We start from the raw sequence: 13,972 nt of genomic DNA, 5'->3' as shown, positions 1-13,972 counted from the left end.
GACGCGTACGGGGCCGCTGCCGCCCCGCCGAGACCTCCGCGTCGCGCAACTCCCCGTTCCATCAGGAGATGACCATGGGTAGTCCCCCGGCCCGACGCTGGGCGCACGCCGTCGTCACGGGCGGCGCCGGTTTCGTCGGATCGCACCTCTGCTCCGCCCTCGTGGATTCCGGCACCGCGGTGACCTGCGTCGACGACTTCAGCACCGGCCGCCGGGCGAACGTGGAGCACCTCGTCGGGCGCTCGGGCTTCGTCCTGTGCGAGGCGAACGTGTCCGAGGGGTTCACGGTGGACCGTGAACCCGACCTCGTCCTGCACCTGGCCTCCCCGGCGTCCCCCGCCGACTACCTCCGGCTGCCGCTGCACACCCTGGACGCCGGCAGCCTCGGTGTCCGCAACGCGCTGGAGCTGGCGCACCGGAGCGAGGCGCGCTTCGTGCTCGCCTCGACGTCCGAGGTGTACGGCGATCCCCTGGAGCACCCGCAGAACGAGCGCTACTGGGGCAATGTGAACCCGGTCGGCCCCCGCAGCGTCTACGACGAGGCGAAACGGTTCGGGGAGGCCCTGGCCACGGCGCACGCGACGGCCCTGGGCACGGACGTGGCCATCGTCCGGCTGTTCAACACCTACGGCCCCCGGATGCGGGGGTACGACGGGCGCGCCGTCCCGACGTTCATCCGGCAGGCGCTGACCGGAGCGCCCCTCACCGTCACCGGTGACGGGCTCCAGACGCGCTCGCTGTGCTACGTCGACGACACCGTCGCCGGGATCCTCGCGATGGCGGCGCACGGCATGCGGGGACCGGTGAACATCGGCAACCCGGTCGAGATCACCATGCTCGAGCTGGCCCGGTACATCCGGCACCTGACCGGTTCCCCCTCGGAGATCGCCTTCATCGAGCGGCCCACCGACGATCCCGCCGTGCGCTGCCCGGACATCACCCTGGCGCGCGACAAGCTGCAGTGGGAGCCGGCGGTGGCGGCCGAAGAGGGGCTGCGCCGCACGATCGAATGGTTCCGCGCCCATCTCGACGACTGACCGGCGGGCGCTCCCGGTACCGCACGCCCCGTCCGGGCGGGCGGTGTCCGGCGCCCGTCCCGGTGCCCCGATCCCGCCGGCCGAAAGGCTCGTACCGCCATGCGTGTGCTCGGCATCAACGCGCTCTTCCACGACCCCTCCGCCGCCCTCGTCATCGACGGAACGACGGTGGCCGCCGCAGAGGAGGAACGTTTCTCCCGTCGTAAGCACGGCAAGCGGCCCGTGCCCTTCTCCGCCTGGGAGCTGCCCGAACGGGCAGCGTCCTGGTGCCTGCGGTACGCCGGGCTGCGTCCGCAGGACCTCGACGTGGTCGCCTACGCCTACGATCCGGGACTGGCCCTGCCGGCTTCGGACATGGGGCTGCACGACCCCTGGGACCACCTGCGTCAGACGTACGCGCGCGAGGCGCCCGGATTCCTGGCGACGGCCCTTCCCGGCCTCGACCCGGGCATCGTCCGCTTCGTACCGCACCACATGTCCCACGCCGCCTCCGGCGCCTTCGCCGCCGACGGGGCCGAGCGCAGCTCCGTCCTGGTCCTGGACGGACGCGGGGAACGCGGCTCCCACCTGGCGGCGACCCGCAGGGGCAGCCGGCTGGAACCGCTGCACGCGCAGGAACTGCCGCACTCCCTGGGGCTGGTGTACGAGGAACTGACCGACCACCTCGGCTTCCTGCGGTCCAGCGACGAGTTCAAGGTGATGGCCCTGGCGTCGCACGGCCGGCCCCGGATGCTGCCCGAGCTGCGCCGCTACGTCTTCCCCACCGGCGACGGCGGGTTCCACGCCTCGGGCGTGCCCTGGCACGAGCTGTGCCCGCCGCGCCACCCGGACGAACCGTGGACGCAGGAGCACGCCGATACGGCGGCCAGCGCCCAGGCCGTCCTGGAGGAGACCCTGCTCGACCTGACGCGGTGGCTGCACGGCCGCACGCACGACCAGGTGCTCACCCTGGCGGGCGGCGTCGCGCTGAACTGCGTCGCCAACGCCCGGATCGCCCGGGAGGGCCCCTTCTCCCGGGTCTGGGTCCAGCCCGCCGCCGGCGACGCCGGTACGGCCCTGGGGGCGGCCCTGCTGGTGGCCGCCACGGAGGGCGACGCCGTGGAACCCATGGCGGGCGCCGACCTGGGCCGCGACTGGTCCGACGCGGAACTCGGCGGATGGCTGAAGACGGCGGGCGTGCCCTTCGAGCGGCCGGCCGACATCGCGGCGACGGTGGCCGAGGCGCTGGCGGACAACGCCATCGTGGCCTGGTTCCAGGGCCGTTCGGAATTCGGGCCGCGGGCCCTGGGGCACCGCTCCCTGCTGGCCCACCCCGGCCACGCCGGGAACCTCGAACGACTGAACGACGTCAAGGGCCGCGAGCAGTTCCGTCCGGTGGCGCCCATGGTCCTGGAGGACCGCGCCGCCGAGATCTTCGACGGACCGCTGCCTAGCCCGTACATGCTGTTCGTCCACGACGTCGCCCCCGAGTGGCGCGAGCGGATCCCGGCGGTCGTCCACGTCGACGGCACGGCGCGCATCCAGACGGTCAGCGCGGCGCGCGAACCGCTGGTGGCCCGGATGCTGACGGAGTTCGAGCGGCGCACCGGACTGCCCGTGGTCGTCAACACCAGCCTCAACACGGCCGGGCGGCCGATGGTGGACGATCCCCGGGACGCCCTGGAGTGCTTCGGTTCCTCACCGGTCGACCTGCTCGCCATCGGACCGTACGCCGTCCGGCGCGGCGGCCTCTTCGCGGCGGGTGAGGGCGCGTGAGCGCGGTGACGGGGTACGCGTCGGTCCCGCCCTACGCGGTGGTGGTGCCCACGGTGGGACGGCCGAGCCTCGGCGTCTGCCTGGAGGCCCTGGCCGCGGCGACGGCGTCCGGGCCGCGCCCCGACCGGGTGGTGATCGTGCACGACCGGCCGGCCCCCGACGGAACCGTGCCGCCCGTGGAGGTGCCCGAAGGGCTGCGCGAGGTCACGGTCGTGGTGCCGGGGGCGGGGCGCGGGCCGGCCGCGGCCCGCAACGCCGGGATGCGGGAGGCCGGCCCCGCGCCCTGGATCGTCTTCCTGGACGACGACGTCGTACCCGGGCCGGCATGGGGCCGCGAGCTGGCCCGTGACCTGGCATCGGCGTCCCGCGACACCGCCGCGGTCACCGCCCGCATCGCCGTACCGCTGCCCGTACGCCGGCGCCCCACGGACTGGGAACGCAATACGGCGGGGCTGGCGACCGCACGCTGGATCACCGCCGACATGGCCTTCCGGCGTACCGCCCTCGAGGCGGCCGGCGGCTTCGACGAACGCTTCCGGCGCGCCTTCCGGGAGGACGCCGACCTGGCCCTGCGCCTGCTGGACGGCGGCTGGACGCTGGCGTCGGGCACCCGGCGGACCACCCACCCGGTACGGCCCGCCGACCGGTGGATCTCCGTACGCCTCCAGGAGGGCAACGCCGACGACGTGCTGATGACCCGGCTGCACGGGCGCGACTGGTGGCACCGCGCCGGGGCCCCGCGGGGCCGGCTCCCGCGCCACCTCGCGGTGAGCACGGCGGCCGGCCTCACCGTCGGCTGCGCGCTGTCCGGCAGGCACCGCGCCGCCGCCGTCTGCGGCGCGGCCTGGCTGGCCGGGACCGCGGAATTCGCGGCCGCGAGGATCGCCCCGGGTCCCCGTACCCGGTCCGAGGTCCTCACCATGGCCGTGACGAGCCTGCTCATCCCGCCCGCCGCGGCCTGGCACTGGCTGCGCGGCCACGTCGCGCACCGGGCCGTCCCGCGCGGGGCGCCCGCGCGCGGACCGGCGGCCACCGCGGTTCCGGTCGCGGTGGGCCCCGGGTCCGGTGAGGCGCCGCGCGCGCAGGTGGGCTCGTGACCGGCGGCGGCACGCGGGACGCCGCCGGCGGCCCCTGGCTGTGGGACGGTCCCGCCCCGGCGCCGTCCGGCGGGGCCCCGGGTACCGCCGCCGCGCGCCGGCGGGTCGCGGGCGCGGAGCGGCCGCTGCCCGACGCGGTCCTCTTCGACCGGGACGGGACGCTCGTCGTGGACGTGCCCTACAACGGCGACCCCGCGCGGGTGACCCCCATGCCGTCGGCCCGTGCCGCCGTGTCGGCGCTGCGGCGGCTGGGCGTGCCGCTGGGCGTGGTCAGCAACCAGTCGGGCGTGGCCCGCGGGCTGCTGACCCGGCACCAGGTGCAGGCGGTCCGGCGCCGCGTCGACGCGCTGTTCGGCCCGTTCGCGCTGTGGGCGGTCTGCCCGCACGGGCCCGACACCGGCTGCGGCTGCCGCAAGCCCGCTCCGGGCCTGGTCACCGCCGCCTGCGAGCGGCTGGGCGCCTCGCCCGGGCGCACCGTGGTGATCGGCGACATCGGCTCCGACCTGGAGGCGGCCCGTTCGGCCGGCGCCCGCGCCGTGCTCGTCCCCACCCCCGCCACCCGTCCCGAGGAGGTCGCGGGGGCCGACGCGTGCGCGGCCGACCTGATGGCCGCGGTCCGCATGGCACTCGGTCCCCTGCCCGTCGGGCCCTCCGCCGCCCACGGCCGGTCCCCGGGGCGGTCGCGGTGAGCGCCCCGCGCACCCTGGTGGTGCGGCTCGACAGCGCCGGCGACGTCCTGCTCAGCGGTCCGGCCGTACGGGCCGTGGCCGCCGGTTCCTCGTACACCGCGCTGCTGTGCGGCTCGTCCGGGATCGCGGCCGCCCGGCTGCTGCCGGGCGTGGACCGGATCCTGGTGCACGACGCCGCCTGGGTCGGGCTGCGGCCCGCCCGGACCTCCCGCGAAGAGTGCGACATGCTGGTGGACGCGCTGGCGGCGGAGCACTTCGACCGCGCCGTCATCCTGGTCTCCTACCACCAGAGCCCCCTGCCCGCCGCCCTGCTGCTCGCCATGGCGGGAGTGCCGTCCGTCGCGGCCGACTGCGAGGACTACCCCGGGTCCCTGCTCACCCTGCGCCACCACCGGCTGCCCGGACGGCACGAGACCGAGGCCGCCCTCGACCTGGTGCGGGACTTCGGCTTCGCCCTGCCGGCCGGTGACGACGGGGCGCTCCGGGTCGGCGCGCCGCCGGACACGACCCGGCTGACCGGTCCGGAGCCGTACGTGGTGCTGCATCCGGGAGCCGCCGTCGCGGCCCGTTCGTGGAGCCCCGACCGGGCGGCCCGGGCCTGTGCGGCCCTGCACGCCGCCGGGCACCGGGTGGTGATCACGGGCAGCGCCGCCGAGAAGGAGCTGACGTCCCGGGTCGCCGGCCGCCACGCGCTCGACCTGGGCGGGGTGACGACGGACCTGCACGAGCTGGCGGGCGTCCTGGCCGGGGCCCGCGCGGTGGTCACCGGGAACACCGGCCCCGCCCACCTCGCGGCCGCGGTGGGCACCCCGGTCGCGTGCCTGTTCGCGCCGGTGGTGCCCGCCGAGCGCTGGCGCCCGTACCGCGTGCCGCACGTCCTGCTCGGCGACCAGCACGCCGCCTGCGCCGGCAGCCGGGCCCGTGACTGCCCGGTCGCGGGCCACCCCTGCCTCGACTCGGTGACCGACGCCGACGTGCTCGCGGCCCTGGAGTCGCTGATCACCCCGGACCCGGCGGCCGGGCGGGCCGGGGGCGCACGGGCGCACCCTGCGGAACCCCGGGAGACCGAGCGAGGAGCGAACGTATGAACATCCTGCTGTGGCACGTGCACGGTTCCTGGACCACGGCGTTCGTCCAGGGCCCCCACTCCTACCTGGTCCCCGTCACGGCGGACCGCGGCCCGGACGGCCTCGGCCGGGCCCGGACCTTCGAGTGGCCGGAGTCGGTGCGCGAGGTCCCCGTGGACGAACTGCGGCGGACGCCGGTCGACCTCGTCGTCCTGCAACGGCCCCACGAGTGGGAACTCGCCGAGCGCTGGCTGGGCCGGCGGCCCGGCCGCGACGTGCCCGCGGTCTACCTGGAGCACAACGCGCCCGCCGGGGCGGTGCCGGACACCCGCCACCCGTTCGCGGACCGCCCCGACCTGACGCTGGTCCACGTCACGCACTTCAACCGCCTGTTCTGGGACAACGGCGGTACGCGCGCCGTGGTGATCGAGCACGGCGTCGTCGACCCCGGCCACCTGTACACCGGGCGGCTCCCCCGGGCGGCGGTGGTCGTCAACGACCCCGTCCGCCGCGGCCGGTTCACCGGTACCGACCTGCTGCCGGGTCTGGCCGAAGCGGCGCCGCTCGACGTCTTCGGCATGCGCACGGAGGGGCTGGCCGCGCACCTGGGCCTGCCCCCCGACCGCTGCCGCGCCCAGGACCTGCCGCAGCGCGACCTGCACGCCGCGATGGCGGAACGCCGCCTCTACCTGCACCCGGTGCGGTGGACCTCGCTGGGTCTGTCGCTCCTGGAGGCCATGCACCTGGGCATGCCCGTCGTGACCCTCGCCACCACCGAGGCGGTGGAAGCCGTGCCCGCCGGGGCGGGCGTCCTCTCGACCCGGCCCGAGGAACTGGCCCGGGCGGCCCGCCACTACGTCAACGAGCCGGAGGCGGCCGCCGAGGACGGCGCCCGGGCCCGGCAGGCGGCGCTCGAGCGGTACGGGCTCAAACGCTTCCTGGACGACTGGGAGCGCCTGTTCTCGGAGGTGCGGTCATGAGGGTGTCCAGCCGCTCCCGGGGAGCCCGCCCGCTGTCGATCGCCCTGGTCTCCGAGCACGCCAGCCCCCTGGCGGCCCTCGGAGGCGTGGACGCGGGCGGCCAGAACGTGCACGTCGCCGCCCTCGCCGGCGCACTGGCGGACCGCGGCCACCACGTCACCGTGTACACCCGCCGGGACGGCCGGGACCTGCCGGAGCGGACCCGCATGCGCCCGGGCGTGGAGGTCCACCACGTACCGGCCGGCCCCCCGGAGCCGATCCCCAAGGACGAACTCCTCCCCCACATGCGGGATTTCGGCTACCACCTCGTCAACGAGTGGCGGACGGGGGCGCCGGACCTCGTGCACGCCCACTTCTGGATGTCGGGCGTGGCGTCACTGCTCGCGGCGCAGGAACACCGGCTGCCCCTCCTGCACACCTACCACGCCCTGGGCAGCGTCAAGAAGCGCCACCAGGGAAGCTCCGACACCAGCCCGGCCGCCCGGATCGCCCTCGAGAAGGAGGTCGGCCTGCGGTGCGACCGGGTCATCGCCACCTGCCGGGACGAGGTCTCCGAGCTCGCCCTCATGGGGGTGGGCGCGGACAAGGCGGACGTCGTGCCCTGCGGGGTCGATCCGCAACGCTTCCGCCCGCCGCCTCCCGGCGCGGAGCAGCGCTCCGGGCACCGGTACCGGCTGCTGCACCTGGGCCGGCTGGTCCCCCGCAAGGGAGCGGCCCTGTCCATCGCCGCGCTCGCCCACCTGCCGGGCGCCGAGCTGCTCGTCGCCGGCGGGCCGCCCGCCGACGCGCTCGACCGCGACCCGGAGGTCCGCCGGCTCCGGGGCATCGCCCGGGGCGCCGGCGTGGCCGGCCGGGTGCGCTTCCTGGGCGCGGTGTCCGGCGACCGGGTCCCCGGGCTGATCGGCAGCTGCGACGTGGTGCTGTGCCCGGCCGACTACGAGCCGTTCGGCATCGTGCCGCTCGAGGCGATGGCGTGCGGCCGCCCGGTGGTCGCCAGCGCCGTCGGCGGCCAGTTGGACACCGTGGCCGACGGCGAGACGGGTCTGCTGGTCCCGCCCGGTGACGTCGCCGCGCTGGCCTCGGCCGTGGCCGTGCTGCTGGACGACCCGGCGAGGCGTCTGGCGTACGGGAAGGCCGGCCGCCGCAGGGTGCTGGACCGGTACGGGTGGGACCGCGTGGCTGCCGCCACGGAAGCCGTCTACCGGTCCGTCCTCACCGCCCGGTTCAGCGTCGCGGAGCCGGTGTGAAACGTCCACCGCCCCCGCCGCACGACTCCCCCGTTCCGAAGCCAGAAGGAGGTGCGGCCCGGCCGGCCCGCCGCGGCGGCCGGGTCAACGCCATGGATCCGAACCTTTCCCACGGAACCCCGGAAGCGCACCGGCACTGCCGGTCCCTGCAGGAGGCGCTCGACGCCCTGCGCCGCGACGGCCTCGACCGGATCGCCCAGTGGGGCACCCATCTGGCGGCCGTCCTGGGCGCCGGGGGCAGGCTGCTCGCCGCGGGCAACGGCGGCAGCGCGGCGCAGGCCCAGCACCTCACGGCCGAACTCGTCGGCCGGTACCGGCAGGAACGCCCCGCGTACTCCGCGATCGCCCTCCACGCCGAGACGTCCAGCGTCACCGCCATCGGCAACGACTACGGCTTCGAGCAGGTCTTCGCCCGCCAGGTCGCGGCACACGGCCGGGACGGTGACGTGCTGGTGCTGCTGTCCACCTCGGGCCGCAGCACGAACCTGCTGTCCGCCGCGATGACGGCCCGTGCGAGCGGCCTGCGCGTGTGGGCCCTGACCGGGGCCGCTCCGAACCCGCTCGCCGAAGCCGCGGACGACGCCCTGTGCATCGCCGCGGATTCGACGGCGACGGTGCAGGAGGCGCACCTGGTGGCGGTGCACCTGCTCTGCGAGTCCTTCGACGCGGCCGTCGCCCCGAGGCCGTCCCGCACGCTGAAGATCGCCGTGAAGCCTTCCGTGGCGGCGGCCGAGGGGGCCTCGTGAGCGAGCGGCACCAGCCGGTGGTCGTGGTGGGCGACGTCCTCCTCGACCGCGACATCGACGGGGTCGCCGGCCGTCTCGCCCCGGACGCCCCCGCACCGGTCGTCGACGTCACCTCCGACCGTTCGCGTCCGGGCGGGGCGGGGCTCGCCGCGCTGCTCGCGGCCCGCACCGGGCGGGAGGTCATTCTGATCACCGCCCTCGGTGACGACGCGGCCAGCCGGAAGGTCCGGGACGCCCTGGGCGGCCGGGTGCGGCTGGTGGAACTGCCCCTGCTCGGAACGCTGCCGGTGAAGGCGCGGGTGATGGCCGGCGGCAGGCCCCTCGTCCGCGTCGACCGGGGAGGCGGGACGGTGGGTCCGCCCCCGGAGGCGGCCCGGGAGGCGCTGGCGGCGGCGCGCGCCGTGCTGGTCGCGGACTACGGGCGCGGCACCGTCGAGGCGATGCGTCCGCTGCTGACCGGCGTCGTGCGCCGGGTGCCGGTGGTGTGGGACCCGCACCCGCGCGGGGGCCCGCCCGTGCCGGGCACCCGGCTCGTCACCCCGAACGCGGCCGAGGCCGCGGCCCTGGTCCCCGACGAGGGGGACTCGTGGGGTGCTCACGCGCGGCGCGGATCCGCGCTGGCGCGGCGCTGGGCGGCGGCCGGGGTCGTCGTCACCCTGGGCGACCGCGGCGCGCTGCTGGTCCGCGCCCACGCCGCGGCTCCGCTGCTCGTTCCGTCCCCGTACCGGGCGAAGGGCGACCCCTGCGGGGCCGGCGACTGCTTCGCCGCGCTGACCGCCTGCGCGCTGGCGGACGGAGCGCTGCCGGAGGAGGCGGTGGCGCGCGGGACGGCCGGCGCGGCCGCGTTCATCACCGCGGGCGGGGTCTCCTCGCACACCCTGTGGCAGGACCCGGGCACGGGCCCCGGCCGCGCCGACGACAGCAGCGGTGAGACCGACGCCTTCGCCCTCGCCGACGGCGTACGGGCGCGGGGAGGGACCGTCGTGGCGACGGGCGGTTGCTTCGACCTGCTGCACGCGGGCCACGTGGGGCTGCTGGACAGCGCCCGGAGCATCGGTGACTGCCTCATCGTGTGCGTGAACTCGGACGCGTCCCTGACACGGCTCAAGGGCCCGGGCCGTCCGCTCACCCCCCTGGAGGACCGGCTGCGGGTCCTGCTCGCGCTGGGCAGCGTCGACGCGGTCGTCCCCTTCGAGGAGGACACCCCGGAGGCCCTGCTGCGGTCGCTGCGCCCGGACGTGTGGGTGAAGGGCGGCGACTACTCCTGCGAGGACCTGCCGGAGGCGGGGGTGCTCGCGTCCTGGGGCGGTCAGGCCGTCGTCCTGCCGTATCTCGACGGCCGTTCCACCACCGGTCTGGCCCGGCGCGCCGCCCTCGCGTCCGCGGCGGTCCGCCCTCCGGCCGGCTGATGGGCGGCCAGCCATCCGGCTCCCGCCGGCCGGCCGTACTGGTCCTGCGCGCGCTGGGCCTGGGCGATCTGCTCGCCGCCGTACCGGCGCTCCGCGCGCTGCGGCGGGCCTGGCCCGCGCACGAACTGGTGCTGGCCGCTCCCGCACGCCTGCGCACCGCCGCACGGTTCACGGGCGCGGTGGACCGCCTCCTGCCCACCAGCGCCCCGGGCCGTGAGGTCCCGACGGCGCTGCCGTGGCAGGGGCCGCCGCCCGAGGTCGCGGTGGACCTGCATGGGAACGGGCCCCCGAGCCGCCTGCCGCTGCGGGCCCTCGGGCCCGGACGGCTCCTCGCGTTCCGGCATCCGGAACTCGCCGGACCGCCCGGACCGCCCTGGGACGACCAGGAGCACGAGCGGTCCCGCTGGTGCCGTCTGCTGGCCTGGTACGGGCTCGACGCCGATCCGGACGACCTGCGCATCACCGCGCCCGGGCGGCCCTCCCCCGCGCCGGGCGCCGTGCTGCTGCACCCGGGCGCCGACGCGGGTGCCCGGCGCTGGCCCGCCCGGCGGTTCGCCGAGGTGGGCCGCAGGCTCGCCCGGGCCGGGGCCGAGGTCCTGGTGACGGCGGGTCACGGGGAGGGGCGGCTGGCGCACGACGTGGCCGGACAGGCCGGGCTGCCTCCGGAGGCGGTGATCGGCGGTGAGAGGGACGTCCCCTTCACCGAACTCGCCGCGCTCGTCGCGCGGGCACGCTGCCTCGTGGCCGGGGACACCGGCCTGGCCCATCTCGCCTCGGCTCTGGGCACCCCGTCCGTGGTGCTGTTCGGGCCGGTCTCGCCCCGGCTGTGGGGTCCTCCGGCGCAGGGCCCGCACCGGGTTCTGTGGCGGCTCCACCCGGGCGAGGACCCCTTCCGCCCGGGCGATCCGCACGGAGCGGAACCGGACGTACGGCTGCTGCGCATCACGGTGGACGAGGTGCTGGCGGCGGTCGCGGCGCTGCCGGACCGCCCACGGGATCCGTGACGGGCGCGTCCCGTCGGGACCCGTGCCTCAGCGCAGCTGACGGCGTACCAGCTCGTGGAAGAGGCCGGCCGGGTCGGCGAGGAGGTCCGCGGGGCGTCCCTGCTGGACGATCCGCCCGTCCGCCATGGCGATCACCCGGTCGGCGTCCATGATCGTGGACAGCCGGTGGGCGATCACGACCCGGGTGGCGCGCAGGGTGCGGGTGGATTCGATGACCACGCGCTGCGCTTCGTTGTCCAGGGCGCTGGTGGCCTCGTCCAGGAACAGGACGCGCGGCTTGCGGATGAGGGCCTGGGCGATCATCAGCCGCTGCCGCTGGCCGCCCGAGAAGGTGCCGCCGCCCTCGGAGACCATGGTGTGCATGCCCATCGGCATGGCCTTGATGTCCTCGGCCAGCCCCGCCATGGCGGCGGCCTCCCAGGCCTCCTCGAGTGAGTACGTCCCGGCGCCGCGGATGCAGTCGAGGACCGAGCCGCTGAAGGGGTGGGCGTTCTGCAGGACCACGCCGCACTGGCGGCGGACGGCCGCCCGGTCCAGGGCCGCCAGGTCCTGGCCGTCGTAGAGCACGCTGCCCCCGGAGGGCTTGTCGAAGCCGATGAGGAGGCGCAGGAGGGTCGATTTGCCGCAGCCGCTCGCGCCGACGACGGCGACGAACTCGCCGGGTTCCACGCGGAGGCTGACGTCGTCGAGGACGAGGGGGCCGTCGTCGGTGTACCGGTACGACAGCTGCCGGGCCTCCACGGCGCCGCTCAGCACGCCCGGCGCCGTACTGGTCGCGCGGACCTCGGGGGTCTCCCGCAGCAGGGGCTTGACCTGCTCGTACATCGGCAGCACGGCGGCCGCGGACAGGAACGCGCCGGTCAGCTGGGTGACCGAGGACAGCAGCATCGTCACGGCGGTGCTGAAGGTGAGGAACTCGCCGGCCGACATGGTGCCGCGGGCCGGGCCGGCGAGCAGCGCGAACATCACCAGGGTGCACAGCGGCAGGTGGACCGCGCCCAGCACGGTGATGAGGTTCTGGATCCGGCCGGCGCGCTGCTGGAGCTCGCGGGTACGGGCGAACTCCCGGGCCCAGGCGGCGTAGGCGAAGCTCTCGGCGGCGGCGACGCGCAGTTTGGGCAGCCCGCGCAGGGTCTGGAAGGCCCGGTTGTTGAGCTCGTTGCCGAGCGTGACGAGGCGGCGCTGGTAGCGCAGCTGCCACAGGCCCAGGCCCAGCAGTACCGCGGCGATGACGAGCAGCATGGCGAGCGCCGCCAGCGCCAGCGGCACGCTGTAGACGAACAGCAGGACGAGGTTGACGGTGCCGACGGTGCCCGCCTGCACGCAGACCGGGCCGATGCCGGACAGGACGCGGCGGATGGCGCTGATGCCCATGGCGGCACTGGCCAGTTCGCCCGTGGAGCGGCCCGCGAAGAACGTGGTCGGCAGCCTCAGCAGCCGGTCCCACACCGCGGGCTGGAGCGTGGCCTCGATCCGGCCCTCCATGCGCAGCAGGGCGGTGTTCTGGAGGAGCATGAAGGCGGCCGAGACGACGGCGGCCGCGATGAGCGCGAGGGCCGTCTGCACGATGAGGCCCGTCTCGGCCTGGGGGACGTACTGGCCGAGCACCTTTCCGGTGGCGACGGGGACCAGCGCGCCGAGGAGCACCGCGACCAGCCCGCCCAGCAGGAGGCCGCGCAGTTCGCCGCGGGTGCCGTGGACGCTGAAGCGCAGCAGGGCCGGCAGGCCGGGCTTCCCCTCGGGCAGCGGCCGGTAGAACATGACGGCCCGGGGTTCGTAGGAGCCGGCGGTGGCCGCGCCGATCCGCTCGCGGCGGCCGGAGGCGGTGACCGCCTCGTACCGGCCGCGCCGCCACAGCAGGGCGACCGGGGTGCCGTCCTTCGCGCGCCGCCCCACCAGGGGGCCGCTGTTCTCCCGCCACCAGCGCCCGCCCAGCCGGACGGGGCGGGTGCGGATCCGGGCGGCCAGCGCGATGCGTTCGACGGGGTCCGTGTGTTCGCCGTCGGCGGCCGTGCCGGCCGGCCCGGACAGGGTGATGCGGGCCTCGGCGGCGACCAGCCGGCACACGCCGAGGGTCGCGTCGTCGCCCGCACCGCGGCCGGTGGTCCGGCCGGATCCGCCGATGGAGGACAGCAGCGCCCGGTCCGCCTGGACGCGGGCCGCCCGGCCGGCTTCGATGCCGGCCGCGGTGCGGCCCTCGTGGGCCCGCTCGAGCTGTTCGATCCAGTCGTCCAGGGCGTGCAGCAGCCGGTACTGCTGGTCGACCATGCCCTGCCACATCGCCCCGTCGAGGAGGAGGGTGCCGACGGGTTCCGCCTCGTACGCGGCGCCGTACTGCACGCTGCCCGGGGTGATCCGCATCCACAGGACCTCGTCGTCGTCTGCCGCGTGCCCGGTGGTGGCGCCGCCGTCGAGCGGTGCCTCGTAGAGGACGCGCAGGCCGCGGCCGACGCCGAGCGCGAAGGCGTTCTCCAGGGGGCTGAGCGGGCCGCCCGCGTCCGCGTTCCCGTGGGGCCCGTGGCCGGGGTCCCCGTATCCGTATCCGTATCCGTGCGCGTGCCACTCGTCGCCGTACGGAGGGCGGTACAGCTCCCGCAGTTCGATGCGGCGCAGCCGGCAGCCGTGCGGGGTGCGGCCGACCAGGGTGTGCCCGGTGCCCTCGGCGGGGCCCATCAGCAGCGCGCCCGGCTCCAGCCGGCCCAGGTGGTGCCAGGGCCCGGCCTGTGCGGTGTCGACGGCGAACAGGTCCAGCGCGCCGTGCACGACGAGCCACAGCACGAGCGGGCCCTCCAGGGAGAGGCTGCGCAGGCCGGGGCGGTCGACCGGCGTGCCCAGGCCGCCCAGCGCCGTGACGACCGGGTCGGTCTCCCCTGCGCTGTTCCCGCGCGGGTCCGTGCCCGGCCGTGCGGCCGGGGCTGCGGGGTGGTGGTGGGTCGTCACC

The 13,972-nt window shown here is 76.3% G+C and carries 11 protein-coding genes; 10 read left to right on the top strand and 1 reads right to left on the bottom strand.

Features of this window, described 5'->3' with window-relative positions; translation table 11 throughout:
• Positions 1 to 74: 74 nt before the first annotated feature.
• The 10 genes from ACZ514_RS03315 (at position 75) to ACZ514_RS03270 (ending at position 11,031) form a co-directional block, all read left to right on the top strand.
• On the top strand, positions 75 to 1,037 hold the full coding sequence (locus tag ACZ514_RS03315) for an NAD-dependent epimerase/dehydratase family protein (RefSeq protein ID WP_468694860.1): 963 nt from the start codon (positions 75 to 77) through the stop codon (positions 1,035 to 1,037).
• 99 nt (positions 1,038 to 1,136) lie between these two features.
• Positions 1,137 to 2,792 (top strand): carbamoyltransferase family protein, encoded by a 1,656-nt coding sequence (locus ACZ514_RS03310; RefSeq protein WP_469123972.1) that lies wholly within the window; start codon positions 1,137 to 1,139, stop codon positions 2,790 to 2,792.
• Positions 2,793 to 2,797: 5 nt separating this feature from the next.
• A complete protein-coding gene (locus ACZ514_RS03305; RefSeq protein WP_468163325.1) occupies positions 2,798 to 3,889 on the top strand; it encodes a glycosyltransferase in 1,092 nt (363 codons plus the stop codon).
• Positions 3,886 to 4,578, top strand: a complete 693-nt coding sequence (locus tag ACZ514_RS03300; RefSeq protein WP_469123971.1) for a D-glycero-alpha-D-manno-heptose-1,7-bisphosphate 7-phosphatase — start codon at positions 3,886 to 3,888, stop codon at positions 4,576 to 4,578. Before ACZ514_RS03305 ends, ACZ514_RS03300 begins: the two co-directional genes overlap by 4 nt.
• Entirely contained in the window at positions 4,575 to 5,666 is a 1,092-nt protein-coding gene (locus tag ACZ514_RS03295) for a glycosyltransferase family 9 protein (RefSeq protein WP_469123970.1), read from the top strand. Before ACZ514_RS03300 ends, ACZ514_RS03295 begins: the two co-directional genes overlap by 4 nt.
• The gene (locus ACZ514_RS03290; RefSeq protein WP_468162697.1) at positions 5,663 to 6,625 is read left to right on the top strand and encodes a glycosyltransferase; all 963 of its coding nucleotides are present in this window, start codon (positions 5,663 to 5,665) and stop codon (positions 6,623 to 6,625) included. Before ACZ514_RS03295 ends, ACZ514_RS03290 begins: the two co-directional genes overlap by 4 nt.
• On the top strand, positions 6,622 to 7,872 hold the full coding sequence (locus ACZ514_RS03285) for a glycosyltransferase (RefSeq protein WP_468162699.1): 1,251 nt from the start codon (positions 6,622 to 6,624) through the stop codon (positions 7,870 to 7,872). Before ACZ514_RS03290 ends, ACZ514_RS03285 begins: the two co-directional genes overlap by 4 nt.
• Before the next feature lie 92 nt (positions 7,873 to 7,964).
• Positions 7,965 to 8,618: a D-sedoheptulose-7-phosphate isomerase gene (locus ACZ514_RS03280; RefSeq protein ID WP_468162701.1), complete on the top strand. Its 654-nt coding sequence runs from the start codon at positions 7,965 to 7,967 to the stop codon at positions 8,616 to 8,618.
• The gene (locus ACZ514_RS03275) at positions 8,615 to 10,027 is read left to right on the top strand and encodes a PfkB family carbohydrate kinase (protein WP_469123969.1); all 1,413 of its coding nucleotides are present in this window, start codon (positions 8,615 to 8,617) and stop codon (positions 10,025 to 10,027) included. Before ACZ514_RS03280 ends, ACZ514_RS03275 begins: the two co-directional genes overlap by 4 nt.
• The gene (locus ACZ514_RS03270) at positions 10,027 to 11,031 is read left to right on the top strand and encodes a glycosyltransferase family 9 protein (RefSeq protein WP_468694867.1); all 1,005 of its coding nucleotides are present in this window, start codon (positions 10,027 to 10,029) and stop codon (positions 11,029 to 11,031) included. The genes ACZ514_RS03275 and ACZ514_RS03270 overlap by 1 nt, the downstream gene beginning before the upstream one ends.
• Before the next feature lie 27 nt (positions 11,032 to 11,058).
• Here the strand turns inward: ACZ514_RS03270 and ACZ514_RS03265 are convergent, their stop codons facing one another.
• Positions 11,059 to 13,971 (bottom strand): NHLP bacteriocin export ABC transporter permease/ATPase subunit, encoded by a 2,913-nt coding sequence (locus ACZ514_RS03265; protein WP_469123968.1) that lies wholly within the window; start codon positions 13,969 to 13,971, stop codon positions 11,059 to 11,061.
• Position 13,972: the final 1 nt, after the last annotated feature.

Source organism: Streptomyces sp. NPDC034086 (assembly GCF_055575515.1).
Note: the sequence above shows the minus strand (reverse complement) of the source record. Positions and strands in the feature narration are given on the sequence as shown.